Source organism: Rhizobium sp. AN73, assembly GCF_030757975.1.
Lineage (GTDB): Bacteria > Pseudomonadota > Alphaproteobacteria > Rhizobiales > Rhizobiaceae > Agrobacterium > Agrobacterium arsenijevicii.
The window spans coordinates 1,273,743-1,298,273 of the sequence record NZ_JARWME010000001.1 but is presented as its reverse complement, the minus strand read 5'-3'; the positions used below and the strand labels follow the sequence as shown (position 1 = coordinate 1,298,273).

Below are 24,531 nucleotides of genomic sequence, written 5' to 3'. Positions count from 1 at the left end.
CTAACTTCTTGGCGAATCACTTCATCTATATCAACCATACCGCGTTTTCCTGGCTGACCAGCTCTAGTATTAGGCTGAAGTGCGGAGAATAGGGGGGAATAGGTTCATTATTACGCATTGTTGCTTCGACTTCGGCAAGTCGCTCTGCTGCTATGCGCATATAGTCGATGCGGTGTTCTTTAAATAAATGAACTTCCTCGTTCTTCTCGATGCCTATAAAGCGCCGTCCTTCATATGCAGCCGCAACTAAAAAACTACCGCTGCCGAAGGCGTTGTCCAAAACGACATCTCCCTCTTTAGTGAACATTCGTATTAGGTATCTTCCAAGCGCAACAGGCTTTTGGGTAGGATGCCATACTTTTCCTCCAGCTTCACTTTCAGCCGTTTTGCAGTAAAGAGTATCTGTTGGATAGCGCTCTCCGTCACTCTTAACGTGTGATGGCTTAAAATCTCCATAACTTCCTGTGTATTGGGCCTTCCTAGTTCCTTTGTCGTAAGGTTCACCTTGCGACATAACAGGCCTATAATCTGGCTGCCTACCATAAAATACACATATGTCCTCATGCTGCCTAAGAGGTTGTTTACGTGCATTTAGAAAATTTGTTGATTTACTCTTCACCCAAACGAACTTGTACTTGAACCAAGCCTCGTTGCTCAAAATTAATCGAGCCGTGAAAATGCCTTGCGATGAAAGAGCAATGACCCCGTTAGGTTTTATTATGCGCTTGTATTCCTTCCATAAAAGGTCAAGCGGAATAACGCTATCCCATTTGTTTTGGGTTGTGCCGTATGGCAAGTCGCAAAGAATCATGTCCACCGAGTGGTCCTTGATGCTTTTCATAACTTCAAGGCAGTCACCTTGATGCAGGGCTCCGCCAAGGTATCGCATTAAGCCCTGGACCCTTCCGAAAACATTTCATCCCGCTGCGGCGTGATCGCGCGGTCAATTGCTTCTCTCTCGTTCTGTACGAAATCGCTTACAGCCTTTCTTCCCAACCAAGATAAAGACCGTTCGGTTCGCTCTGCAATCATCTGAAGAGCAGCATATTCGTCATCATCAAGATTGATGGTGACACGATTTTTTGCAGACATAAAAATCTCCCGACTCATTTTTTCTCAGAGTGCGGCAGACTGAGGCATATATCAACTGTTTTAACTGCCTTTGGGTATTAAAGCAGCACGAATGCAGAGGGAATATCGGTCGTTGCTGGCGCACCGACGAATGTTCTTACGTAAAAAGGCGGGAGCAAATTCATTTGCAACCCTGCCTGACTGGCGAAGTCCGAGGGTAGCAAGGGCAAGGGTTTCAGGCGGCGGGCGCACAAGCGCAGCGCGGAGCCTCGGGAACCGCCCCTTGCCCGCGCGAGGGGCAAAGCCCCTTAGCAATCCGCAACAGCAGACCGCCGCTAAGCGGCGAGCCTCGGCCGTGTCATTCACCGGATGACGCGGACGGGCTTCTATTGCGGTTTGAGTGGCTGGGGGAGAGAGCGGAGCGCTCATCACTCGGAGCGAGCGACCCCAGTCCCGAAAGCTGCAAAGGCAGGCGGTAGCCTGCTGCGGCCTTTAGAGCCGCAAGGGCAGGGGTGCGGGGGTTGCAAGTCCCCCGTTGGGACGCCTCTCGACAGGCGGGCCACATGGAGGGTTTGGGAGGATTTCCTCCCATTCGGCTGTGTGGCACAGCCGACACTTGGGCGGGGCACGCCCAGCCCTGTCACTACCGCAAAGCAGGTAGTGACAGGGCGAGCCGCCGGGCACTGCGGCCGTTGCAGGGCAGAGGGGCGGCGCGTCAGTAACGGATAAAGGACGGACGCATAAGGGTGTGGCGAGGTTCACTCGGGCCTCGCTGGTACTAGCGACGAGACATCTATGCAACGAAACCCACGGGCCAGAGCTGCCCCTTTTAACCGGAAAGGATAATCTCAATGACTGCTGAAACCGACGCGCCAAAGGGCGCACCACGAAACCCCCGCCCACATGGACGGCCCCACGGGCACGCCACGGGGGAGCCGAGCTAGGCAACCCAACGAAAGGACGCACGATGACCTCTCCGCCTCTGGTGTTAGCGATCCGACGCAAAGGAGGCGGTCATGCAGGACGATTTTCCCGGCAATCAACATTCATCGGGTCCGGTGCGGGCCTATTCCTATGTGCGTATGAGCACCCGCAAGCAGCTTCGCGGCGATAGCTTACGCCGACAGCTTGAACGGTCGAAAGCGTTCGCGGACGAGCACTCTTTGCTTCTGGATGACAGCTTGCAGGACTTAGGCGTCAGCGCGTGGCGGGGCAGAAACTTCAAGACCGGCGCGCTCGGCAAGTTTCTGGCGATGGTCGAAAGTGGTGAAATCCCCAAGGGCAGCTATCTGCTAATCGAGAGCCTTGATCGATTGTCGCGCGAAGCCGTCCCGGATGCGCTGACGCTGTTCATGGCGATCATCAACGCGGGCATCGTCATTGCGACACTCGGCGAGGACCGACAGATTTACAGCCGCGACCGGCTCAACGGCGATTGGACCAAGCTGATTATTGGACTTGCCGTAATGTCTCGCGGTCATGAGGAAAGTCAGACGAAGAGCGAGCGTATCAGCGCGGTTGCAAAACGGAAACGGGAACAGGCCCGGGAGGGTAAGGGCCATATCACCGGCATCACACCCGCATGGATCGATGCCCGACGTATCGATGCAAACCGATATGAGTTCACGCTGAACGATCACGCGGAGACAGTGAGGGTAATCTACGAGATGGCAACGCGCGGGCTCGGCGCGACGGCAATTTCTCGCAAGCTCAATGCGGATGGAGTCCTGGCCTTCAAGAGCAAGGACGGTTGGTATCAAAGCATCATCAAGGCGCTGCTCACCCGGTACGACGTCATTGGCACATTCCAGCCGCATCGGATGCAGAACGGCAAGCGCGTGCCGGACGGTGATCCCATTGATGGTTATTACCCCGCCGCCATCGACAAGGACTTGTTCCTGCGCGTACAGGCCATGCGCAGCAATCCCGCTAGGCCGGGTCGCAAGGGTAACACCTTCGCCAATCTCTTCACTGGCCTTTGCCATTGCGCCCACTGCGGTGGGCCGATGACGATGAAGCTCAGCCGGGTCAAAGGCAATGAGAACGGGCGCTATCTCGTATGCGCAAACTACGTGCGCGGGCATCGCTGTACCGAAGGCAAGAGGCATTTCCGCTACGAGCCACTGGAAGCTGCTATCCTCAATCACGTGAAGGAACTCAACCTTGCGGATGCGCTGCAAACAGCCAGCATCAATCACGCGACCAGAGACATCAACGAGACAATTGCCGGGATGACTATCCGTCTGGACGAGCTTCGTCGCAAGGAGCAACGGCTGGCACTAGCAGTTGAGAATGATAGCCAGCCGCTGGAAACTATTCTCGATCTGCTCAGGGCAAGGCAGGCCGAACGGCAATCCGTTGAAGCCGAACTACAGCACCATCAAAATGCGCGCCAACGGTTGTCAGCGAGACATAACGATCCCGAACTGACCGGCGACCGTATCAAAGCTCTGCGTACAGCATGGGAAGCCGCCGAAGACGCTGACACCCGCTATGCTCTTCGCTCGGAAGCTCATGCCGCGATCCGAGAACTTTTCAGCGAGATCACCTTCGATAGTGCCATCCATGAGGCAATCATTGTCGTCGCGAACGGTGTGGTCGCTTATAGCGTCCAAGAGGGCCAAATCAGCGGGCGCTTCCAAGCCTTCGCGGCATGAGCATCAGTAGGCATCCCGTCAAAAAAGTTCGTTGAACGAACTTCAACTAAAATCCCACGCGCAACTCAACGGATGATCATTTTTTGGCCATCAGGAAACTGCTGTAATGCAATGTTTGCACAACCACGATCATTCACTATATTTATTAGGAAATACTCAAAGAAAAAGCCGGCTGGAAAGCCGGCTTTTTCTTTTCGTTATTATTGGCGCAACTTACGCCGCGGAGCGGGCATTGGTGATGACGCCGACGAGGTCGTTGACGATCTGCTCCACCTTCGCGCTGTCGTCGCCTTCCGCCATGACGCGGATGAGGGGCTCCGTGCCGGAAGGGCGGATGACGAGGCGGCCATTATTGGCCAATGCGCTTTCCGCATCGGCGATCGCCTGCTGCACGATCGGGTTTTCCAGCGGCTTGCCGCCGGAAATGCGCACGTTCTTCAGGAGCTGTGGTACCGGCTCGAACTTGCGGCAAACCTCGCTGACGGTGAGGCCGGAGCGCTTGACCTTAGCAAGAACCTGCAAAGCCGCCACAAGACCATCGCCGGTCGTACCGTAGTCCGACAGTACGATATGGCCAGACTGCTCGCCGCCGACATTGAAATTGTGGTTGCGCATGTGCTCGACGACATAACGGTCGCCAACCTTGGTGCGGGCAAGCGTGAGGCCCTTGTCGCCAAGGAAGCGCTCCAGACCGAGGTTGGACATCACGGTGGCGACAATACCGCCGCCGCGCAGCGTGTTGTCAGCGGCCCAGCTATCGGCGATGACAGCCATGAGCTGGTCGCCATCGACGATCTCGCCGCGTTCGTCGACGATGATGACACGGTCCGCATCGCCATCGAGCGCGATACCGATATCGGCCCGCACCTCATGCACCTTTTTCTGCAGGGTTTCCGTATGGGTGGAGCCACATTCGAGATTGATGTTGATGCCATTCGGCTCGTTACCGATGGTGACGACTTCAGCGCCCAGCTCCCAGAGTGCTGCGGGCGCTACCTTGTAGGCGGCACCATTGGCGCAGTCGATGGCGATCCTGAGCCCGCTCAGCGTCACGTCACGCGGCAGGGTGCGTTTGACGAATTCGATATAGCGGTAAATGTCACCATCCACGCGCTTGGCGCGACCGATCTCGCTCGGCTTGGCGAGCTGGGCATAGAGATCCTTGTCGAGAAGGTCCTCGATTTCCAGCTCCAGCTCGTCGGAAAGCTTGTATCCGTCAGGTCCGAAAAGCTTGATGCCATTATCGGAAAAGGGGTTGTGCGACGCGGATATCATCACGCCGATATCGGCGCGCAGCGAGCGGGTCAGCATGGCGACGGCCGGCGTCGGAATAGGCCCGAGCAGGAAGACATCGAGGCCAGCTGCGGTAAAACCGGCGACCAGCGCGTTTTCCAGCATGTAGCCCGAAAGCCGCGTATCCTTGCCGATCACGACGCGATGGCGATGATGGCCGCGGCGGAAGATCGTTCCAACCGCAATACCCACACGCATCGCCAGATCCGGCGTCATGGGGAAGACGTTCGACTGTCCGCGGATACCATCGGTTCCGAAATAACGGCGTGCCATTTGAACTCCAAATCTTTCGGGCATTCCGGCAAAAGATGAAAGCAGCCGGAAGCGTTTTTGGCTAGATGCCACAAACCACGATAAACAGCACGTAAATTACAGCAAAAATGGCTTATATCTTGTTACCGGACTGAAAAGGCCACCCGGAAAACCGGATGGCCTTTTACAATCAGTCGCCTTGTTCAAGCGATCAGTGCGGCTGCGGCTCCATGCCGCCTTCGGCCTCGCCATCGCCCTTGGCTTCGCCGTCACCCTTGACTTCAGTTGGACCGTCCTTCTTGGTGCCGGCTTTCGGCACCGCTGAACCACGGCTGCCGGGAGAATCGTCACCCAGATCCCGTGCGGGCTTCTCACCCCTCAGCAATGCCTTGATCTCGTCACCCGTGAGGGTCTCGTACTCGAGAAGACCTTCGGCAATAGCGACGAAACCGTCATGGTTTTCCGTCAGAATATGCCGTGCCTCGGTATAGGCCTCATCGATCAGGCGGCGAACTTCCGTGTCGATCGTCTGAGCCGTTGCCTCGGAGACATTCTTGGACTGCGAGACGGAGTGGCCAAGGAACACTTCCTGCTGGTTTTCACCATAGGCCACCTGGCCGAGAGCGTCGGAGAAGCCCCATTGCGTCACCATGGCGCGGGCAAGCTTGGTGGCCTGCTCGATATCCGAAGACGCGCCGGAGGTGATGTTCTCCTTGCCGAAGGTCAATTCTTCGGCAACGCGGCCACCCATCATGATCACCAGGCGCGACACCATCCATTTGTAGCTCATGGAGTAGCGGTCGCCTTCCGGCAACTGCATGACCATGCCGAGCGCACGGCCGCGCGGTATGATCGTTGCCTTGTGCAACGGATCGGCCAGAGCGACCTTCAGTGCGGTAATCGCATGCCCCGCCTCATGGTAAGCGGTCAGTTTCTTTTCGGCCTCGGTCATGGCGGAGGAGCGGCGTTCCGCACCCATCATGATCTTGTCCTTGGCGTCTTCGAATTCCTGCATGGTGACCACGCGCTTGTTGCGGCGGGCGGCCATCAGGGCAGCTTCGTTGACGAGGTTCATCAGGTCGGCGCCCGAAAAACCGGGCGTGCCACGGGCCAGAATCTTGAGATCGACATTCGGTGCCAGCGGCACGTTGCGAACGTGAACCTTGAGAATGCGTTCGCGGCCGACGATATCCGGGTTAGGCACGACGACCTGACGGTCGAAACGGCCGGGACGCAGAAGCGCGGGGTCGAGAACATCCGGACGGTTGGTCGCGGCGATGAGGATGATACCCTCATTGGCCTCGAAGCCGTCCATCTCGACCAGCAGCTGGTTCAGCGTCTGTTCGCGCTCGTCGTTACCGCCGCCAAGACCGGCGCCACGATGGCGACCGACGGCGTCGATTTCGTCGATGAAGATGATGCAGGGCGCATTCTTCTTGGCCTGCTCGAACATGTCACGCACGCGGCTTGCGCCGACGCCGACGAACATTTCCACGAAGTCCGAACCGGAAATGGTGAAGAACGGCACATTAGCCTCACCCGCAACGGAACGCGCCAGAAGCGTCTTGCCGGTGCCGGGAGGGCCGACCAGCAGCACGCCGCGCGGGATCTTGCCGCCAAGGCGCTGGAACTTCTGCGGGTCGCGCAGGAATTCTACGATTTCCTCAAGGTCCTGCTTGGCTTCGTCCACACCTGCGACGTCATCAAACGTCACGCGGCCATGCGCTTCCGTCAGAAGCTTGGCCTTGGACTTGCCAAAGCCCATCGCGCCGCGCGAACCGCCCTGCATCTGCCGCATGAAGAACAGCCAGACGCCAAGGATGAGGAACATCGGCAAAAGCGTGCCGAGATAGCTCAAAAAACCGGAGGAACCGTCGCTCTCGGGACGCGCCACGATGGTGACGTTCTTGCTCTGCAAGCGCTCCATCAGGCTGTCGTCGATGACGGGAGAATAGGTCTGAAAGGCCGTACCGTTTTCGGTATAGGTTCCAAGAACCCGGTTTCCCGTCACGGTCACGTCGCGAACTCGCCCGGAATCCACATCGCGAATAAACTGGGAATACGGAATTTCACGCGAACCCGTTTGCGTCGGCGAGGTCTGGAACATGCTGAACAATGCGATCAGCAAGAGGGCGATCACAGCCCACAAGGCGAAATTTCTGAAATTTGGGTTCATAGAACTCCCCGAACTCACACGGACACGTTTGCTGCCCGCTATTACTCGCCCCTAACATAAGGACGACATCTGCCGTTGCCAAGGCGAAGGGCGTTATCTGATGCGTTTTGGTGTAAAAAGTATTCCATGGCAATTCACGAAAAAGAGGCCGGATTTAAACCGGGGGCTGTGGATATGCCACACGGCCAAACAAACCCGCGACTGCATTCGCCAACTCAAGGTCGAAGCGCGGCAGAAAAAGATCGAAGGGTGCAAGCCTCGGCGCGATGGTGACGGCGTCCTCCAGAGAGGCCCGACCGGCAGCCGGTGCGGTGATTTGCGGCAGGATCGCCATCGCCTGTTTTGCCACCCCTGCCGGTACCGACGGAAAAAGTGCCACCGCATCCGAGATGTCCCCCGCCCTGCCCGCAGCAATATTGACCGGAAAGACCGATCCGTTCTTCACAAGGAAGCGATCGTCCCACAGGCTCTGCGCTCCGGCCTCAACGTGAAGCTCCGGCAGGTTTCGGTGCTCGCGAAAAAGATAAAGTCCATCCCGCCGCCGATCGAGAAGAACGCGACCGACCGTCATCCGCCCGGTCTCCCCCGTTTTCAGAAACAGCAAGACCCGCTCCATGCTGCTGGCCGCTGGGAAATAGGCCCTTCCGCCAAGATTGGCGATGAGCGCCGCCAGCCCGTGCCGGAATTCGGGAAGATCCGGCATCAGCTCGTCGCCGGATAATCTGGCGAGCGCCGCATGAAAGACTTTTACGTGTTGTCGCAGGAAAACGGCCGTTTTCCCGGAAAGAGCCTGCCTTTTGACAGCAGCCTCCACATCAAGCTGGGCCGGGGAGTTGGAAAGCGACTGGCGCACGCGCACGCGCTCATAGCGCGCGTTTTCGTTGCTCGGGTCGTCAAGCCAACCACGCGAGCGGGATAATACGAAATCGCGGATCGCCTGTCTTTCACAGGTAAGGAACGGCCGCACGATCCAGTGACGTCCATCATATAAAACAGCACCAGCCATGCCGGAGAGACCGATATTGTCATCACCGCCGCTTCGGGCAGCGCGCATCGCCACGGTTTCCCGCTGGTCGCCGAGAGTATGCCCGGTAACCACAAGATCGGCACCGATGTCGCGGGCGACCTCGGCAATCAGGCGATATCGGGCAAGACGGGATACTTCGGAAATACCGGAAGCTGGTTTGACGCCATCCCATCGGCGCACGGCATGGGGGACGGCGAGTTCGGCGCAGAGCAAGGAGACCTTGCGGGCCTCGTCGGCGGATTCCGCTCTGAGCGCATGATCAACCGTGACGGCGGAAAGCTGCACCCGGCCGCGACCCGCCTCCGCCGTTGCCTCTTGCAATGCCAGCAACAGGCCGGTGGAATCGCTGCCGCCGGAGATTGCGACGAGGATATGGGCCGGTTTGCGAAGTTTTTCGACAAAGGACCGTGCCGCCGCAAGCGGCGCAACTGTCTGTTCGTTCAAAATGCGGGCATCAACCGGCATGGAAAGACCGCCGCCATGGCAGGGAAAAAATCAGCAGCTCAGCCGCTTCTGTTCGCTGGCAACCTTGTTCAGCACAGTCTTCGAAGCACTGGGATAACGCTTCGGCACTTCGCGTAGCGTGGCGCAGGCGGTCTCGGTGTTGTCCAGAGCCGCAAGCGACATGCCGAGCTTCATCAGCATTTCCGGGGCTTTCGGAGACTTGCCATAGGTCTGATGGCCGTTCAGGAAGGTTTTTGCCGCCTCGTTGAACTTGCCCTGCGAATATTGCGCCTCGCCCAGCCAGAAGCTCGCATCCGCGGCCTTGGTGCCCTTGGGGTAACCCTGGAGATATTGCTGGAACCCCTGCTCCGCCAGCTTGTAATCGCCGGAAAGAACATGGCCGTAAGCGGCCTGATAGATATCACTCTCGCTGGTGAGTGCTGCCGTGTTGACCGGATCGGTCTTGCGCGTACCGTTGCCGGTGGTGACGCCCGGAAGATTGCCGGAAGAATTGTTGGCACCCTGGTTCAATGAGCCGCCGATCGGCATGCCCTTGGAATCCAGCTCGATTGAGCCAAGCGTTGTCTCTCCCGGTGCGCTCGTCTGAGCATTGCTCGGGGCGGACGGCGAAACGGAAGCGCCACCCTGAGGTGGCGTTTCGATGATCGTTGCAACGTCGTCGCTCGGCGGGGTAGCCGGAGTGGCCTCCGCCTTCTTTTTCGGCGCAGTGGTGCTTGCGCCTTTGCCGCCTTCCAGTTCCTGGAAGCGGAACTCATTGTCTTCCTGCGCCTTGCGGATCGTTTCCTGCATCTGCAAAAGCTGGAAGCTCATTTCTTCGATACGGCCGTTGAGCTGCCGGATCTGTTCTTCAAGCTGCTGAACCTTATAGGCTTCATTGGCCTGAACTCGCACAATCGGAGCCTGCTGAGAGTTGATCGTGCCGAAGCTACCCCCCGCACCGAACAGCGGACCCGAAACGGCTGTGCCGCTCAGGCCGGTGCAGGCTGCAAGCCCCAGCATTCCCGCCACGACAAGTTTCTTCATCTCATTCGTCCTGCCTTAAGTGATTTGCACCGGAATGGCGCAAGCCGGATTTTTTCCATATCAACCAAAAAAGCAACTTAACTTCGGCCAAACTATGAAAAAAACGAAAGGCGGCCCATAGACCGCCTTCCATTCAAGATCACAAAAGCGTCAGGCGATCACATGCCCGCGCCACCGAGAACCGTCACGGCGCGGCGGTTCTGCGACCAGCAGGAAATGTCGTCGCAAACGGCGACCGGCTTTTCCTTGCCGTAGGAGATCGTCTTCATGCGGCCTGCCGGAACGCCCTGGGACGCCAGGAAGTCGCGGGTTGCAGCGGCACGACGGGCGCCGAGCGCCAGGTTGTATTCACGCGTACCACGTTCGTCGGCATGGCCTTCGACAGTGATGGCGTATTTCGGGTAACGGGCAAGCCATTGTGCCTGGCGCTGCAGCGTCTGCTGTGCGTCTGCACGGATCGAGGTCGAGTCCGTATCGAAGAAGATGCGGTCGCCGACATTGACCGTGAAGTCCTGCTGGGAGCCGGGCGTCGCAGAACCCGCACCGCCGAGACCGAGTTCACCGGCGCTGTTCGGCATGTTCTTCTTGTTCGCGCAGCCTGCGAGAGCAAGAGCGAGCGTCATGGCGATAACAGCCGGGTTACGGGCCAGTTTCTGCATCGGGCTGAGTGCCGAAATGTGTGTACGGCTCATCGCCGGTCTCTCCTTGGGATTTCAATAACGTTGCCAGACACTAACGGATCGAGGTTAATAGCTGACAAACGCTTATGGTTAACAGAAAGGAAACGTCCCACTTTTTTGCTCCCTCACAACACTTTGCGGCAAGAAAGAGGCGGCTTCCCATACGACATGCGTAAAAAACATGACGGCGCCGGATGTGCCGGCGCCGTCATGGCAGTCAATATCAGTCCAGAAGCGGCGACCAGGCCGGGTCCGAAGCGAAGGTAGGCGTCTTGATAAGCTGTTCGTTGTAGCCGGTCAGGTCGATCGAATAGAGCTGCGGACCACCAGCACCAGCGTTCTGGCGGAAGAACATCAGCACGCGGCCGTTCGGCGCCCAGGTGGGGCCTTCATTGTGGAAACCGCTGGTCAGGATGCGCTCACCCGAACCGTCGGTCTTCATCACGCCGATCGAGAACTTGCCGCCCGACTGCTTGGTGAAGGCGATCAGATCGCCGCGCGGAGACCATACCGGCGTGGAATAGGAACCGTCGCCGAAAGAAAGGCGCTGCTGGCCGGAACCATCCGCATTCATGACATAGATCTGCTGACGGCCGCCACGGTCGCTTTCAAAGGCGACACGCTGCCCATCCGGGGAGAATGACGGCGCCGTATCGATTGCGGACGTATTCGTCAGGCGCGTCGTGGTGCGCGAACGCAGGTCCATGGTGTAAATATTGGCGTTGCCGTCCTGCTGAAGGCTCATGATAACCTTCTGGCCATCCGGTGAGAAACGCGGCGAGAACGTCATGCCGGGGAAATTGCCGACCACTTCGCGCTGTCCGGTTTCAAGCTGCAGCAGGTAGACGCGCGGCTGCTGGCCTTCGAAGGACATGTAAGTCACTTCCTGACGGTTCGGCGAAAAACGCGGCGTCAGAACGATGTCGTTCGAATTGGTGAGATTGCGGACGTTGAAACCGTCCTGATCCATGATCGACAGCTGACGCTTGCGCGCCGTCTTCGGGCCGCTTTCGGAGACGAAAACGACACGGGTGTCGAAATAGCCCTTTTCACCGGTGACGCGCTCATAAATGGCGTCGGCGATGATATGAGCGACACGGCGCCAGTTTTCCGGCTGCGTGAAGAACTGCTGTCCAGTCATCTGCTGGCCTGCGAAAGTATCCCACAGACGGAACTCGGCGCGCAGACGACCGTCGCTTTCACGCGTCACACGGCCGGTCACAAGTGCCTGCGCATTGATGACCTTCCAGTCCTCGAAACGCGGCTGCTGATCCGGGTTGGCGATTTTTTCGATGAAGGCACTCTTGTTGACCGGCGCGAACAGGCCGGAACGCTGCAGATCGGCCGCGATGACGGCCGAAACCTGCGCGCCAATGCCGTCGCCCGACATGAAGTCAGTGATGGCGATGGGCAATGGCTCGACGTTACCCTTGTTGATGTTGATTTCCACCCGCGCAAAAGCCGGTGCGGAGAAAACCGACATGAGGGCCGCGACAGCGAGCACCAGCCGGATCGGCGAAAATATCTTCATGTTGCCAGGCCTTTCAGCATTCATAGCAATTCACTGGGATCGAAATTCACTACGACTTCGTTCCATGCATCATATTTGTCGGCAGGAAGGTTCGTGAACGGAGCAGAACGCATGATGGCGCGATAAGCTCCGCCGGAAAGAGCACGGCGTGTTCCCTCGGAACCACCCGTTGCTTCGATCTCGGGCCTGCCGATGATGGACCCATCACGGTCAAGCTTCATGGTGACCCGAACACGAACGTCCGAGGCATCCGCCATGCCGGGAATGATCTGCCAGTTCTTCTGGATCGCGCCACGCAGCGCATCCATTTCCGTCTGGCTGAGCGTCGAACCGCCCGTGGTCTTTTTACCACCGAGCGACGCCGTCTGTGTCGACCGCTTTGCACCACCACCGGAGGGCGCCTGCTTGTTCAAAAGCGCGGCAACATCGTCAGCGTTAAAATCGCTTTCCTTCGACGAAGCGGACTTCGCCGTTTCCTGCTTTTTCTCGCCCGGCTTCTTGTCGGAAGGCTTGTCCGTGGACTTCGCCTGATCGGGCTTGGTCTCGGCAGGCTTCTCAGCGGGCTTCTGCTCGGCAGGTTTGGTTTCAGCCTGTTTCGGCACTTCCGGCTTCGGCGGCTCCGGGCGGGCATTGGGGCGCGGCACATTCGGCGGCACGGGAATCTCGGCCGGCTCCTGCTGCACGGGCGGCGGCTCTTCCGCTTTGGTTTCCTGCGGCGGCGGCTCGTTCTTCGGCTGCGGTGCGATCTCGGGCTTGGTTTGCGGCAAGGCGGCCATTTCCTGCGGCTTGGGGGCCGAGGTTTCTTCCTTGACGATTTCCTTCACCTCGTTCGCCTTGGTATCGACGACCGGTTGCGGCTTTTCCTGCTTTGGCGGGGCAGCGGCGCTGATATTGTCGTTGGGCTTAGTGGTAGGCGTCGGCGGCGCTTCGATATCGGCGGTGTTGTTGCCGACGTTCTGGGCGTTTGCGACGATGTCCGGACGCGTGGTCGGAACCGGGGCCGACTTCTCCGCCTTTGGAGCTTTCTTGTCGCCCTGCTGAATCTGGCTCAATTCCTCGATAGGTACCAGCTCCACGGGCAGGGCCTCGGCCTGCGACACGTCAAGAGGTTCCGGCGAGCCCAGGGAAATGAGGGCGAAAGCCAGAAGCGACACGTGCACGATCGCGGATGTGGTAAGGCTGCCCTTCATCGCTGACGTCAATTGTCCTGTTTCTGCTGAGTCACAAGGCCGATATTCTTGAAGCCCGCTGCCTGGATACGCGCCATCACGTCGGCGACGACGCCATAGGCGGCAACGGAATCCGCGCGCACGAAGATGCGTTCGTTATAACCTGTCGTGGCGATTGCCTGCAGCTTGTCGGCCACTTCGGCCGCCTGGATTTCCGTTTCCTGCAAATGGATCTGGCCATTGGCATTGACGGAAATCGTGATCGGCTGCGTGTCCGAATTCAGCGCGTTGGCAGATGTCTGCGGCAGATCGATCGGAACGCCGACCGTCATCATCGGTGCGGCCACCATAAAGATGATGAGCAGCACGAGCATGACGTCGACCAGCGGCGTCACGTTGATCTCGCTGATCGCGCCGCCCCTGCGACGACCGCCGCGCCCACGGCGTCCACCGGAACCGCCGCTGTTGCCACCTGCTGACATACCCATAACGTTTACTCCATTTTGCCTTTCGGCAAATTACTGCGCGGCGCGCTTATTGGGCGGCCTGCCGCGTCTGAAGTTTTTCATCGATCTGGCGCGACAGGATCGCTGAGAACTCGTCGGCGAAACCTTCCATGCGGGCGGAAAGCTTGTGCGCGTCAGCCGTGAACTTGTTGTAGGCGATAACCGCCGGAATAGCGGCGACAAGGCCGATAGCCGTTGCCAGAAGCGCTTCGGCGATACCCGGCGCCACGACCGCAAGGTTGGTGGACTTCGAACCGGCAATCGCCTGGAACGAGGTCATGATACCGACGACCGTACCGAAAAGACCAATGAACGGACCCGCCGAACCGATGGTGGCGAGCGAACCGAGGCGGGCCTCGAACTGTTCGCCTTCACGAGCAATCGTCACGTCCATCGCCCGGTCGATACGCATCTGCAGACCGATGGGCGAACGCGCGCCACGTTCGAATGATTTCTTCCACTCCCGCATGGCGGAAACGAAAATTGCCGCAAGACCGACGTTCTGGCGTTCCGCCAGCGTACGGTAAAGCTCCTCAAGCGACTGGCCCGACCAGAAGACCTGTTCGAACTGGTCGAACTGGCGCTTTGCCTTGCCGAAGCTTACGTATTTGTCGAAGACGATCGCCCACGTCCAGACCGAGGCGGCGATAAGTCCAATCATGACGAACTTCACGATGAGGCCCGCCTGCATAAACAGCGCCCAGAGACTTACATCGTGCGTCGCCGCTGCCAAACCTGCCTGTTCCATAAATATCCAATCCCCGAATCCAAACGCCCGGTACGGGACCGGGCGATTCAAACGCGTGTTAACGCTCGAAGTCGTGCGGCATCAGCCACAAACCCCTTTGCCATACCCCGATACTTGCCAGTAAGCCTTACTTGCCAATAAATTTGGTGAAAGGAAGGCGTGCGCCGCACAAATGCCAGTTGCTAAAGTAAGACACCATTATGGTTAAAGGAGTGTTACAACCACGCCACGCTCCATGGATTTACTGGACCGGCCCTTAACTTACTTCAGGAATTTTTCGGCAACCGTCTCCGGAAGGCGCCTCGGCCGGCCATTGGCATTGATGACGGCAATGATGACCTTGGCGGCGACAAGCAGCGTTTCGCCGCGCCGGATTTCCTGATTAAGCACCATTTTCGCGCCGCCCGCCTTTTCGGTAACGGTGGTGATCGTCAGCACATCATCCATCCGCGCCGGGGTCTTGAAATCGATCTCCATGCGGTGAACGACGAAAACAAGCCCCTCCTCGTCGGCGGTCAGCAGCGCGCTTTGCTCGCAGCCGAGGCAACGCAGATAATCGGTACGCCCACGCTCAAGAAAATGCAGATAACGCGCGTGATAAACGAGACCGGAAAAATCCGTATCCTCATAATAGACCCGCTGTGTCAGGCGGTGTCCATGTTCGATGAGTTCGCCTGAAAGCGAAACCACAAGCTCGCTCATGATATCTCCTTGGAAAATTCGGCCGCTTCGAAACGACCTTCGCGGACGATAAGATGTTCGTGCTGCCGAGGCAGCGTCTCGATGCGTTCGGCGATGAAACGAGGTTTGAGATCGTGCTCCAGCAGAGCGGAAGCTTGCGCAGGCAGCCAGCGGAACTCCACCTCGACGCCATCCAGCACCCGATGCACGATGTCGCTTTCATGGAAAGGCAAAGGCTGGCGCAGCGAAATCAGGTAATAAAATGCCAGCTCATGCGCAGCATAATCGTTATAGGCGAAAAAGTTCTCGGCGGACCAGAGAAGTCGCTCGACGGTGCATTCCCGGTCCAGCTCCTCGCCGATCTCGCGGATGATGGTTTCTTCGGAGCTTTCGCCGATTTCCGCCCGCCCGCCCGGCAGGGCCCAATAGCTGTCCCTGGTACCGCGCTGGACGAGAAGATGGTCATCGTGGAAAATCAACGCTGCCACACGCATGCTGAATAGCTGCGGCTTGTGGTCCAGCCGGATCATGTGGCGTTCGGGGGCAGAGGTCATTTATCGTCCAGATTGCCGTCATGCCAGACAAGGTGTTTTGTGGTTTCAGGCAAATGTTCTATTTCGTCGGCGATGAAATAGGGCGGAATATCAAGCTCCGTCAATGCCTGCCGGGTCGCCGCGACCCAGCGGAATTCAAGCTCGTTATCGCCATCCTGAACGCGGTGGATGATTTCGCTCGGATGAAAGGCAAGTGTCTCCGGCAGATCCATCAGGTAATAAAACCCGAGTTCGTGCCAGTCCTTGCCCTCATAATGGAAAAAATTCTCCACCGCCCATAAAAGTCGTCCGACCTTGGCCTCGACGCCAAGCTCCTCCACCATTTCGCGCGCCAGTGTTTCTTCGGAGCACTCGCCCATTTCGGCGCGGCCACCCGGAAAGGTCCAGAATTTCTCATGCGAAGCCCGGTGCACCAGCACATGTCCGTCCCGAAACGCCAGCCCTGCAACGCGCATCTGAAAAATACGTTTCGGCTTGAATTTCATGCGGATGCGGGTGTCCTGCACTTTGGTGTCTTGCGTCATTAACTGAACCTGCTGGCTGAAAACATCAAATCGGTTTCCGTCCACCCTAGCGCATCCATCTCGGCTTTTCTTGCCTTTGCATCGTCTCCCACAATGAATTCATCCAGTTGCGGCGGATCGATCGTGGTGCCGGACAACATCGCATGCACCTGTCCGCGATGATGCGTCTGGTGCTGGAAGAGATGGGACAGCACATCGTCGCGGCGATCCTGCTGAATGCGCGCGCCGCGATGAACATAGACGGTGGCTGCCAACCCCTCTCCATCGAGCATGTCGACAAAAGCGATCAGTTCGTTGTCGAGTTCCGCCTGGGCGACGCACAGTTCTGCTATGGTGGCGAAAGGCTCTTCTTCGTCAAAAGCGGCAAGCCCCAGCGTCCCGCCTTTGACAGCATCGATATAAAAACGGTCGACGGTGTAGATGTGGTTCAGCGTCGCGCGCAGCGTCGGGAAAAAGCTGACCCGAGGGGCGACAAATTCCTCCTGCGAAAGCTGAAGACAGGTGTGGTGCAGCCGGAAATTGGCCAGTTTGTTATTGCGTGCAAGTTTGCGAAAAACCCGCGAAGAATCATATTCCAGCATATGCGTCTCCTCTTGCGCTCAATCCTCTTCCAGCGTCAGACGGAACTGCGCCGCCTCAAGGTCCTTCGGCGGCTGCATGCCCAGATGTTTCCAGGCCGTGCCCGTCAGAACGCGGCCGCGTGGCGTGCGCTGGATGAAACCCTGCTGGATCATGTAGGGTTCGATGATGTCCTCGATCGCATCACGCGGCTCTGACAGGCCGGCTGCAATGGTCTCGATACCGACCGGGCCGCCGCCGAAATTAACCGCGATCATGGTCAGATAACGCATGTCGAGCTGGTCGAGACCCATTTTGTCGACAAGCAGCCGCGTCAGCGCCTCGTCGGCAATCTCGCGGGTAACGGCTTCGGCGCGCGCCACCTCGGCGAAATCGCGCACCCGGCGCAAAAGCCGTCCGGCGATGCGTGGCGTGCCGCGCGCACGCCTTGCTATCTCGCGCGCGCCATCGTCGGTCATGTTGAGCCCCATCAGCCGTGCGCCGCGCCGAACGATCAGTTCCAGCTCATCGACGGTGTAGAAAGCCAACCGGACGGGGATGCCGAAGCGGTCACGCAGCGGCGTCGTCAGCAGGCCGAGACGCGTGGTTGCAGCAACGAGGGTGAACTTGGAGAGGTCGATCTTCACCGAGCGCGCGGCAGGCCCCTCGCCGATGATGAGATCGAGCTGGAAATCCTCCATCGCCGGATAAAGAATTTCCTCGACCGCCGGATTGAGACGGTGGATTTCATCGATGAAGAGCACGTCGCGCTCCTCAAGATTGGTCAGAAGTGCGGCGAGATCACCCGCCTTGGCGATCACCGGTCCGGAAGTGGACTTGAAATTGACGCCAAGCTCCTTGGCCATGATCTGTGCCAGCGTGGTTTTGCCGAGACCGGGCGGGCCTACGAACAGCACATGGTCGAGCGCCTCGCCGCGGTTCTTGGCGGCCTCGATAAACACCTTGAGATTGGCGCGGGCCTCCGCCTGGCCGGTAAAATCGTCCAGCGACTGCGGACGCATGGTGGTGTCGATATCCTCACCGCGCTTGTCCGCCGAAATCAGTCTGTCCGCATCGCTCATTCAGGGCATTCCATTGTTCTAGACGAATTCATGAGATGGTCTTCGCCGCTATATCATGACTGTCGCACGAAGGCGCTTCACGAAATTCGATACGCGCCCGGCTTCATACGCGCTTCTGCCGGTGGCAGCGCTGCACCCTTGTGTACCCGCGCACCCTAGCGCGAAAGCTCCCTCAGGCCGAGCCGGATGAGCTTGGCGCTATCGCCGCCCTCCCCGCCATTCTTCAGCGCGGCGGCAACAGCGTTTGCGGCCTGGTCGCGCGAATAGCCGAGATTGGTAAGCGCTGAAACGGCATCGGCCACCGGCGCAGAAGCGACGCCTTCGCCAAGTTCCTGCTTAAGCCCGATGGAAGCAGAAGCTTCTCCCGCAAAGGCCGGTGCCTTGTTGCGCAGTTCGGTAACGATGCGCACCGCCACTTTCGGCCCCACACCCGGCGCACGCGAAATCGACACCTTGTCCTGAAGCGCTATCGCATTGGCGAGTTCGGAAGGCGACAGGGTGGAAAGCATGGCCAGCGCCACTTTAGAACCGACGCCCTGTACGCTCTGCAGCAGATTGAACCATTCCCGCTCAAGCGCAGACAGGAAGCCGAACAGCCTCAGCTGGTCCTCACGCACATAGGTTTCGATGAAGAGGACCACCGCTTCACCAGCCAAACCGATTTTCGACAGCGTGCGCGCCGAACAATGGGCGACGTAACAAACGCCGTGCACATCCACCAGCACGTAATCCGTGCCGATTTCCTCGATGGTGCCTTTAAGTTTTCCGATCATGATGCCGCCCGCTGCAATGAGACTTCAATATTCAACCGGCCGCCAAAAGCCGCGCCATCCTGTCGCCGCCGCGATTATGCGCGTGGCAGATTGCGATCGCGAGAGCGTCCGCCGCATCGTTACCCTTGAATTCGGCCTTCGGCATCAGGATTTTCAGCATCATGTGAATTTGCTGCTTTTCGCCGTGCCCAACGCCGATGACGGCTTTCTTGACCGCATTCGGCGCATATTCGAAAACGGGCAAGCCTGCCCGTGCTGGAACCAGCATGGCGATGCCGCGCGCCTGACCGAGTTTCAGCGTCGCGACCGCATCCTTGTTCACGAAAGTCTGCTCCACCGCGGCTTCGTCGGGCTGATAGCTGTGCACGATATCCGCCAGCCCGTCATGCAGCTGGCACAGGCGGGAGGCGAGATCCATATCGCCATCGGACGTCACCGTACCGGAGGCGACAAACCGAAGGCTGTTGCCGAGGGTTTCAATGACACCCCATCCGGTGCGTCGCAATCCGGGGTCGATACCGATGATTCAGATCGTCTTTTGCATGAGGCACCCTATCTTTTCGGCTGCGACCCTGCCAGCGATAAGTGAACAAAACGACAACATTGCTCAAATTTGCAGTGCAGCATTTACCTCTGCTTAAACCGCGTACCGCATTGTTCCCGCACAAAATCAAAAAAGGGGAGCTGCGGACATGATGATCCGCAGCATAATATTTAAGCCATATCAGCCATCCGGTGGCGCCATCCATGTATGGCGTGGGAACTGATCCGGCATTGAGGGCTGCATCGGCCATGCTGAACCGTTTTCATTCCATATCCACCAAAGTGCTCGCGATTTTCCTTGCACTGATGGCGATCTCGACCGGGGCGCTCACGCTCCTCGGTTATCAAAGCAGCAGCGGCGTTCTTGAGGAACAGGCGTCGAAATCCATGGAAAGCATTCTCGTCTTCCGGGGCGATATGCTTCAGGAACGTCTCGAACAGCTCGAAACACAGGCGGACTCCATCGCCAAGATCGAATCCCTGCAAATGGCGGTGGTTTCCATGCGCAGCGGCTGGGGCACGGTGCAGAAGAACTCTGGAGATGCTAAGGCGGAGCTGCAACGCGTCTTTGTCAGGGAAAACCCCTTCGGCGAAAAAGAAAAGCTCATCAAGCCGGAAAACCCGAGCGGCTTTTATTATTCCACCCACGAGAAAACCCAGACGGATGTCGGCGGTTACCTCAAGGGAACCCCGTTCAGCGACGTCCTCTTTATCGATCCCACCGGCACGGTCTATTATTCCTATATGAAAGGACCAGCTTTCGGCGAAACCGTCACCGGTGGCGCCTGGGCGGATAGCGGCCTCGGCACCGCCTTTGCACGCGGAGCGACAAACGCTGGAAAAGCCGCGAACGACGTGGCGCAAACCAGCTTCTCCGGCCTGCGCATCGACGCCGCGACCAAAGAGGCAGGCATCTATTTCGGCATTCCGGTTGTCAAATTTGGCGCATTCAAGGGCGTCGTTCTTTTCCGCGTCAAGCAAGACGTCTTCAGCCAGATACTCGCGAAAGGCATCGCCGCTGGCAGCTCCGAACAATCCGCAATCATTTCTGCCGATGGTAAGGTTCTGGGCGTGGACGGCAGCGGCCTCGTCAGCCTCGATCCGGCGATCTACGGTTTCCACACGCAAGCCCTGAATACGGCCGGCATGACGATTGCCAAGATCGACCGCCCGGATGGCGAGGCCAATGCCTATGCCCGTCCGTTCTCGTTTGCCGGTGAAAAATACCTCACAGTGGAAAGCATGTTGCGCAGCGAATTGAATGCAGGCTCCATCTCGATTGCCGGCACGCTTGCCGTGATCGGTCTTTGCGTTCTGGCCGTCATGTGCGTGGCGACCGCGTTTTTCGCCCGCCGCCTGTTCGCTCCCCTGGAAAAGCTTGCCGGGCTGACCGGCGAAGTGGCCGCGGGCCGTCTCGATGCCGAAATCGGCAATCAGGACCGCAAGGACGAGATCGGCCGCATGGCGCGCGCGCTCGGCAGTTTCCGCGAAAAGCTCATCTTGCAGCGGGAAATGGAAGCGACCGCATCCCGCACCCGGGAGGAGGCGGAAACGGAACGCCGTGCACATCTTGCGGAACGCGAGGCCGAGGCTGGCACCCTGCAGATGGTCGTCCGTTCTCTGGATGAGGGTCTCGATCGGCTGGCAAACGGCAATCTCGCCTATCGCATAGATCAGGTCTTCCCCGACGATCTCGAAAGCCTGCGCCATAACTTTAACACGGCGCTTGCCCGGCTTAGTGAGACCATGCAGGCCATCGGCGGCAATTCCGCCGCCGTTCGCGGCGGCTCGGAGGAAATGCGGGTGGGTGCGGACCAGCTGGCGGAACGCACCGAGCGGCAGGCCGCCTCGATTACCGAGACGGCAAGCGCCATCAAGGCGATTACCGAAGCCGTCCGCGACCAGATCGAACGCGCCGAACAGGCAACACGGATCGCCCACGACGCCAGCACGGAGGCAACGACCTCCAGCCGGGTAATGGAACAGACCATCGCCGCCATGGAGGCGATCCAGACCTCGTCGCGCCAGATCAACCAGATCATCGGCGTCATCGACGAAATCGCTTTCCAGACCAATCTTCTTGCCTTGAATGCAGGCGTCGAGGCTGCCCGCGCGGGTGATGCCGGCAAGGGTTTTGCCGTCGTGGCACAGGAAGTGCGCGAACTGGCGCAACGCTCAGCCGCGGCTGCGAAGGAAATCACCAGCCTGCTGAAACGCTCCACCGACGAGGTTTCCACCGGTGTGGCGCTGGTCGAAAAAGCTGGCACTTCGCTGACCGGCATCGGCAAACATGTGCAGACCATCAGCTCCCGCATTGAGGAGATCATGGAATCCACCCGCGAGGAGGCGCATACGCTGGCAGAAATCAACAGCACCGTCACCACCCTCGACACCATGACCCAGCAGAATGCGGCCATGGTGGAAGAAACGACGGCCGCCATCCACAATCTCGCCTCCGAAGCCAGCGAGATGGACGGAAGGCTCGGGCAGTTCGTGCTCGCTCCCGACCGGGAACAAACGGGATATCACGAAGCCCGGCAATTCCGGCGGGCGGGTTGAGAAGTGAAACGGGGCCTCTTCGGAGGCCCCAATTTTTTTGAACCATCCTTCAATTCTGCGCGACTTCTCTGGTAAATCGGGACACGCGCCTTACATCCGCATCAAAGACTTAAATTTCTTCAGGAGCGTCGGATGATCCCCTTTTCCATTCTCGACCTTTCGCCGATCGGCGAAGGCGAGAGCGTCAGTCAGGCGCTTGAAAACTCCCGCCGCATGGCGATCAAGGCCGAAGACCACGGTTACAACCGCATCTGGCTTGCGGAACACCATGGCATGCCGGGCATCGCCAGCGCCGCGACATCGCTCGTCATCGCCCATGTGGGTGCGGCGACGAAACATATCCGTGTCGGCTCCGGTGGCATCATGCTGCCCAACCATTCACCGCTCGTCATCGCCGAACAGTTCGGCACGCTTGCGGCACTGCTGCCCGGCCGGGTCGATCTCGGGCTTGGCCGCGCGCCGGGAACCGACATGCGGACGGCACGCGCGCTGCGCCGCAACCTCGATGCCGGTGCGGAGAACTTCCCGCACGACATTATCGAACTCCAGCAGTATTTCGGACAGCCGCAGCAGGATCAGGCCATCCTTGCCGTGCCCGGCATGAATTCGAACGTGCCCCTCTGGCTGCTCGGATCGAGCACCTACAGCGCGCATCTGGCCGCAGCACTCGGCTTGCCCTATTCCTTCGCGTCGCATTTTGCGCCTGACATGCTGATGGAGGCGATCCATATCTATCGCGAGCGCTTCCAGCCCTCCGCGACGCTGGACAAGCCCTATGTGATGGTTGGAGTGATGGGTGTTGGCGCCGATACGGACGAGGAGGCGCAATATCTCTTCACCTCGTCGCAGCAGCAATTCGTCAACCTGCGCCGCAATGTACGCGTCCCGTTCCCCAAGCCGGTTCACAGCATGGACGATCACTGGAACGAGATGGAGCGTTTTTCGGTGGAGCATACGTTGCGTTTCGCGGCCGTCGGCTCGCCTGAAACGATCGGACGCCACCTCGACGGTTTCCTCGCCGAAACGCAGGCCGACGAACTGATCGTCTCGATGCCGATCCACAATATCGAAAAACGGCTGCGATCCGTGGAGATCTTCGCCGATGTGCGGACCTCCATCAGGAAGGCCGCATAAAAAAAAGCCCCGGAGCGATGACGCTGCCGGGGCTTTTTTTTAAAAAGATCGGAAACCTCAGGCGGAAAGCTTCGCCAGAATCTCTTCAGAAACTTCGAAGTTGGAATAGACGTTCTGCACGTCGTCATCGTCTTCGAGATTGTCGATGAGCTTCATCAGCGACTGCGCCTTTTCTTCATCCACCGGCACCGTGTTCTGCGGCTTCCAGATGGCCTTGACGCTTTCGGCTTCGCCGAGCACGCCTTCCAACGCCTTGGAAACATCGTTCATCGCTTCGAAACCGCAAATGATGGTGTGACCATCTTCGGTGGTTTCGACATCGTCGGCGCCTGCCTCGATCGCCGCTTCCATGACCTTGTCGGCATCGCCGACTTCAATCTTGTAAGTGATCTCACCAACACGGTCGAAGGAGAAGGACACAGAACCGGTTTCGCCAAGTGCGCCGCCAGCCTTGGTGAAGATGGAGCGAACGTTGGAGGCGGTGCGGTTGCGGTTGTCGGTCAGGGCCTCGACGACGACGGCGACGCCACCCGGGCCGTAACCCTCGTAACGGACTTCATCGTAGTTTTCGCTGTCTGCACCCGAAGCTTTCTTGATCGCGCGCTCGATATTGTCCTTCGGCATGGACTGGGCCTTGGCGTTCTGGATTGCCAGACGCAGGCGCGCGTTCATGTTCGGGTCGGGCATGCCCGCCTTTGCCGCAACGGTGATTTCACGCGCAAGCTTGGAAAACATTTTGGACCGTACGGAGTCCTGCTTGCCCTTGCGGTGCATGATGTTCTTGAACTGTGAATGACCAGCCATGGAAAACCTGATTGTCTTAATTTGGAGATTGCGGGCCTTATAAGTGTGATAGGCCCGCCGTTCAAGCCCGCAAGCACGTTCTCTTGCCGCAAGAATATAAGGAACTGATTTATCCGCTTTTCGTTTTGACAATGAACGCGGAAGAGCCGGACATTTTTACCCTCCCGGTCGCCGTAGCAAACCCGAAGGAGGAAACACATGGTCAGCCTGACTGAAGCAAGAGAAACCCCTGCCCGCCAGCTGTGGGACGAGGTCAATTCGGTCCATGCCGGCATGCTTGGCCTCGAGGGTCTGCATAATCATATGCAGCCAATGGCACCGCACGCCGACCCCAAGACAAATACGATCTGGTTTTTCTCCAAGAAAGACACCGATCTGGTCAAAACGCTGAAGCCGGGTTCGCGGGCGCATTTCTGCCTCGTCGGCAAGGACCATGATTATCATGCCTGCCTTTCGGGCGTGCTCGATGTTCGCGACGACAAGGCGAAGATCGAGGAATACTGGAACTCCGTCACCGCCGCCTGGTACGAGCACGGCAAGAGCGATCCGCAACTGACGATGCTGGCGCTTCACGTCGATGACGCGGAAATCTGGGCCTCGACCGACAGCACGTTGAAATTCGGCTGGGAAATCGCCAAGGCCAATATGTCCGACGACAAGACGCCGGATGTCGGAGTCCGCCAGCACCTCGCCTTCGCCTGACAAAAGGGCTCCCCGGCCT

General features: G+C 58.5%; 23 protein-coding genes. 4 read left to right on the top strand and 19 right to left on the bottom strand.

What is annotated here, in order from left to right; genetic code table 11:
• Positions 1 to 25 precede the first annotated feature (25 nt).
• Together RBH10_RS05755 and RBH10_RS05750 are read right to left on the bottom strand one after the other, a co-directional pair.
• A complete protein-coding gene (locus RBH10_RS05755; RefSeq protein ID WP_306180573.1) occupies positions 26 to 811 on the bottom strand; it encodes a site-specific DNA-methyltransferase in 786 nt (261 codons plus the stop codon).
• Positions 812 to 888: 77 nt separating this feature from the next.
• A complete protein-coding gene (locus RBH10_RS05750; protein WP_281038848.1) occupies positions 889 to 1,092 on the bottom strand; it encodes a ribbon-helix-helix protein, CopG family in 204 nt (67 codons plus the stop codon).
• A 995-nt stretch (positions 1,093 to 2,087) separates the two neighbouring features.
• On the opposite strand from RBH10_RS05750, the gene RBH10_RS05745 reads away from it, so the two are divergent.
• Positions 2,088 to 3,728, top strand: a complete 1,641-nt coding sequence (locus RBH10_RS05745; RefSeq protein WP_281038847.1) for a recombinase family protein — start codon at positions 2,088 to 2,090, stop codon at positions 3,726 to 3,728.
• Between the two features lie 213 nt (positions 3,729 to 3,941).
• On the opposite strand, the gene glmM is transcribed toward RBH10_RS05745, so the two are convergent.
• From glmM to ruvC, 16 genes are all read right to left on the bottom strand, one after another.
• Positions 3,942 to 5,294, bottom strand: a complete 1,353-nt coding sequence (glmM, locus tag RBH10_RS05740; RefSeq protein WP_281038846.1) for a phosphoglucosamine mutase — start codon at positions 5,292 to 5,294, stop codon at positions 3,942 to 3,944.
• A 190-nt stretch (positions 5,295 to 5,484) separates the two neighbouring features.
• Positions 5,485 to 7,449 (bottom strand): ATP-dependent zinc metalloprotease FtsH, encoded by a 1,965-nt coding sequence (gene ftsH / locus RBH10_RS05735; protein WP_045019118.1) that lies wholly within the window; start codon positions 7,447 to 7,449, stop codon positions 5,485 to 5,487.
• 154 nt (positions 7,450 to 7,603) lie between these two features.
• Entirely contained in the window at positions 7,604 to 8,941 is a 1,338-nt protein-coding gene (gene tilS / locus RBH10_RS05730; RefSeq protein WP_281038845.1) for a tRNA lysidine(34) synthetase TilS, read from the bottom strand.
• A 30-nt stretch (positions 8,942 to 8,971) separates the two neighbouring features.
• Positions 8,972 to 9,964, bottom strand: coding sequence for a tol-pal system protein YbgF (gene ybgF, locus RBH10_RS05725; RefSeq protein WP_045019122.1), 993 nt, complete (start codon positions 9,962 to 9,964; stop codon positions 8,972 to 8,974).
• Positions 9,965 to 10,122: 158 nt separating this feature from the next.
• Positions 10,123 to 10,656, bottom strand: coding sequence for a peptidoglycan-associated lipoprotein Pal (gene pal / locus RBH10_RS05720; protein WP_045019124.1), 534 nt, complete (start codon positions 10,654 to 10,656; stop codon positions 10,123 to 10,125).
• A 211-nt stretch (positions 10,657 to 10,867) separates the two neighbouring features.
• A complete protein-coding gene (tolB, locus tag RBH10_RS05715) occupies positions 10,868 to 12,175 on the bottom strand; it encodes a Tol-Pal system beta propeller repeat protein TolB (RefSeq protein ID WP_045019238.1) in 1,308 nt (435 codons plus the stop codon).
• A 20-nt stretch (positions 12,176 to 12,195) separates the two neighbouring features.
• Positions 12,196 to 13,365, bottom strand: a complete 1,170-nt coding sequence (locus tag RBH10_RS05710; RefSeq protein ID WP_281038886.1) for a hypothetical protein — start codon at positions 13,363 to 13,365, stop codon at positions 12,196 to 12,198.
• Between the two features lie 8 nt (positions 13,366 to 13,373).
• Positions 13,374 to 13,832 (bottom strand): protein TolR, encoded by a 459-nt coding sequence (tolR, locus tag RBH10_RS05705; RefSeq protein ID WP_045019128.1) that lies wholly within the window; start codon positions 13,830 to 13,832, stop codon positions 13,374 to 13,376.
• Positions 13,833 to 13,878: 46 nt separating this feature from the next.
• Entirely contained in the window at positions 13,879 to 14,598 is a 720-nt protein-coding gene (gene tolQ / locus RBH10_RS05700) for a protein TolQ (RefSeq protein WP_045019130.1), read from the bottom strand.
• A gap of 261 nt (positions 14,599 to 14,859) precedes the next feature.
• Complete coding sequence (gene ybgC / locus RBH10_RS05695) at positions 14,860 to 15,300, bottom strand: tol-pal system-associated acyl-CoA thioesterase (protein WP_045019133.1); 441 nt, start codon at positions 15,298 to 15,300, stop codon at positions 14,860 to 14,862.
• Positions 15,297 to 15,833: an NUDIX hydrolase gene (locus RBH10_RS05690; RefSeq protein ID WP_281038844.1), complete on the bottom strand. Its 537-nt coding sequence runs from the start codon at positions 15,831 to 15,833 to the stop codon at positions 15,297 to 15,299. Before RBH10_RS05690 ends, ybgC begins: the two co-directional genes overlap by 4 nt.
• Entirely contained in the window at positions 15,830 to 16,357 is a 528-nt protein-coding gene (locus RBH10_RS05685) for an NUDIX hydrolase (RefSeq protein ID WP_281038843.1), read from the bottom strand. The genes RBH10_RS05690 and RBH10_RS05685 overlap by 4 nt, the downstream gene beginning before the upstream one ends.
• Positions 16,357 to 16,935, bottom strand: coding sequence for a DinB family protein (locus RBH10_RS05680; protein WP_281038885.1), 579 nt, complete (start codon positions 16,933 to 16,935; stop codon positions 16,357 to 16,359). Before RBH10_RS05680 ends, RBH10_RS05685 begins: the two co-directional genes overlap by 1 nt.
• 21 nt (positions 16,936 to 16,956) lie before the next feature.
• Positions 16,957 to 17,997 (bottom strand): Holliday junction branch migration DNA helicase RuvB, encoded by a 1,041-nt coding sequence (gene ruvB / locus RBH10_RS05675; protein ID WP_003511396.1) that lies wholly within the window; start codon positions 17,995 to 17,997, stop codon positions 16,957 to 16,959.
• 155 nt (positions 17,998 to 18,152) lie between these two features.
• Positions 18,153 to 18,770 carry a Holliday junction branch migration protein RuvA gene (ruvA, locus tag RBH10_RS05670; protein ID WP_281038842.1) on the bottom strand — a complete coding sequence of 206 codons (618 nt, stop codon included), beginning with the start codon at positions 18,768 to 18,770 and terminating at the stop codon, positions 18,153 to 18,155.
• Positions 18,771 to 18,801: 31 nt separating this feature from the next.
• Positions 18,802 to 19,296, bottom strand: a complete 495-nt coding sequence (gene ruvC, locus RBH10_RS05665) for a crossover junction endodeoxyribonuclease RuvC (RefSeq protein ID WP_306180572.1) — start codon at positions 19,294 to 19,296, stop codon at positions 18,802 to 18,804.
• A 266-nt stretch (positions 19,297 to 19,562) separates the two neighbouring features.
• On the opposite strand from ruvC, the gene RBH10_RS05660 reads away from it, so the two are divergent.
• Positions 19,563 to 21,872 carry a methyl-accepting chemotaxis protein gene (locus RBH10_RS05660; protein WP_281038840.1) on the top strand — a complete coding sequence of 770 codons (2,310 nt, stop codon included), beginning with the start codon at positions 19,563 to 19,565 and terminating at the stop codon, positions 21,870 to 21,872.
• 132 nt (positions 21,873 to 22,004) lie between these two features.
• Complete coding sequence (locus RBH10_RS05655) at positions 22,005 to 23,006, top strand: LLM class flavin-dependent oxidoreductase (protein ID WP_281038839.1); 1,002 nt, start codon at positions 22,005 to 22,007, stop codon at positions 23,004 to 23,006.
• A 57-nt stretch (positions 23,007 to 23,063) separates the two neighbouring features.
• Here RBH10_RS05655 and RBH10_RS05650 read toward each other — a convergent pair whose 3' ends face one another.
• Positions 23,064 to 23,810 (bottom strand): YebC/PmpR family DNA-binding transcriptional regulator, encoded by a 747-nt coding sequence (locus tag RBH10_RS05650; RefSeq protein ID WP_281038838.1) that lies wholly within the window; start codon positions 23,808 to 23,810, stop codon positions 23,064 to 23,066.
• A gap of 198 nt (positions 23,811 to 24,008) precedes the next feature.
• Here RBH10_RS05650 and RBH10_RS05645 point away from each other — a divergent pair, with 198 nt between their 5' ends.
• Positions 24,009 to 24,512: a pyridoxamine 5'-phosphate oxidase family protein gene (locus RBH10_RS05645; RefSeq protein ID WP_045023771.1), complete on the top strand. Its 504-nt coding sequence runs from the start codon at positions 24,009 to 24,011 to the stop codon at positions 24,510 to 24,512.
• Positions 24,513 to 24,531 lie beyond the last annotated feature (19 nt).

Coding starts and splice junctions, on each gene's coding strand:
- RBH10_RS05755 (WP_306180573.1), bottom strand. CDS start 811: ATGATTCTTTGCGACTTGCCATACGGCACAACCCAAAACAAATGGGAT.
- RBH10_RS05750 (WP_281038848.1), bottom strand. CDS start 1,092: ATGTCTGCAAAAAATCGTGTCACCATCAATCTTGATGATGACGAATAT.
- RBH10_RS05745 (WP_281038847.1), top strand. CDS start 2,088: ATGCAGGACGATTTTCCCGGCAATCAACATTCATCGGGTCCGGTGCGG.
- glmM (WP_281038846.1), bottom strand. CDS start 5,294: ATGGCACGCCGTTATTTCGGAACCGATGGTATCCGCGGACAGTCGAAC.
- ftsH (WP_045019118.1), bottom strand. CDS start 7,449: ATGAACCCAAATTTCAGAAATTTCGCCTTGTGGGCTGTGATCGCCCTC.
- tilS (WP_281038845.1), bottom strand. CDS start 8,941: ATGCCGGTTGATGCCCGCATTTTGAACGAACAGACAGTTGCGCCGCTT.
- ybgF (WP_045019122.1), bottom strand. CDS start 9,964: ATGAAGAAACTTGTCGTGGCGGGAATGCTGGGGCTTGCAGCCTGCACC.
- pal (WP_045019124.1), bottom strand. CDS start 10,656: ATGAGCCGTACACACATTTCGGCACTCAGCCCGATGCAGAAACTGGCC.
- tolB (WP_045019238.1), bottom strand. CDS start 12,175: ATGAAGATATTTTCGCCGATCCGGCTGGTGCTCGCTGTCGCGGCCCTC.
- RBH10_RS05710 (WP_281038886.1), bottom strand. CDS start 13,365: ATGAAGGGCAGCCTTACCACATCCGCGATCGTGCACGTGTCGCTTCTG.
- tolR (WP_045019128.1), bottom strand. CDS start 13,832: ATGGGTATGTCAGCAGGTGGCAACAGCGGCGGTTCCGGTGGACGCCGT.
- tolQ (WP_045019130.1), bottom strand. CDS start 14,598: ATGGAACAGGCAGGTTTGGCAGCGGCGACGCACGATGTAAGTCTCTGG.
- ybgC (WP_045019133.1), bottom strand. CDS start 15,300: ATGAGCGAGCTTGTGGTTTCGCTTTCAGGCGAACTCATCGAACATGGA.
- RBH10_RS05690 (WP_281038844.1), bottom strand. CDS start 15,833: ATGACCTCTGCCCCCGAACGCCACATGATCCGGCTGGACCACAAGCCG.
- RBH10_RS05685 (WP_281038843.1), bottom strand. CDS start 16,357: ATGACGCAAGACACCAAAGTGCAGGACACCCGCATCCGCATGAAATTC.
- ruvB (WP_003511396.1), bottom strand. CDS start 17,997: ATGAGCGATGCGGACAGACTGATTTCGGCGGACAAGCGCGGTGAGGAT.
- ruvA (WP_281038842.1), bottom strand. CDS start 18,770: ATGATCGGAAAACTTAAAGGCACCATCGAGGAAATCGGCACGGATTAC.
- RBH10_RS05660 (WP_281038840.1), top strand. CDS start 19,563: ATGCTGAACCGTTTTCATTCCATATCCACCAAAGTGCTCGCGATTTTC.
- RBH10_RS05655 (WP_281038839.1), top strand. CDS start 22,005: ATGATCCCCTTTTCCATTCTCGACCTTTCGCCGATCGGCGAAGGCGAG.
- RBH10_RS05650 (WP_281038838.1), bottom strand. CDS start 23,810: ATGGCTGGTCATTCACAGTTCAAGAACATCATGCACCGCAAGGGCAAG.
- RBH10_RS05645 (WP_045023771.1), top strand. CDS start 24,009: ATGGTCAGCCTGACTGAAGCAAGAGAAACCCCTGCCCGCCAGCTGTGG.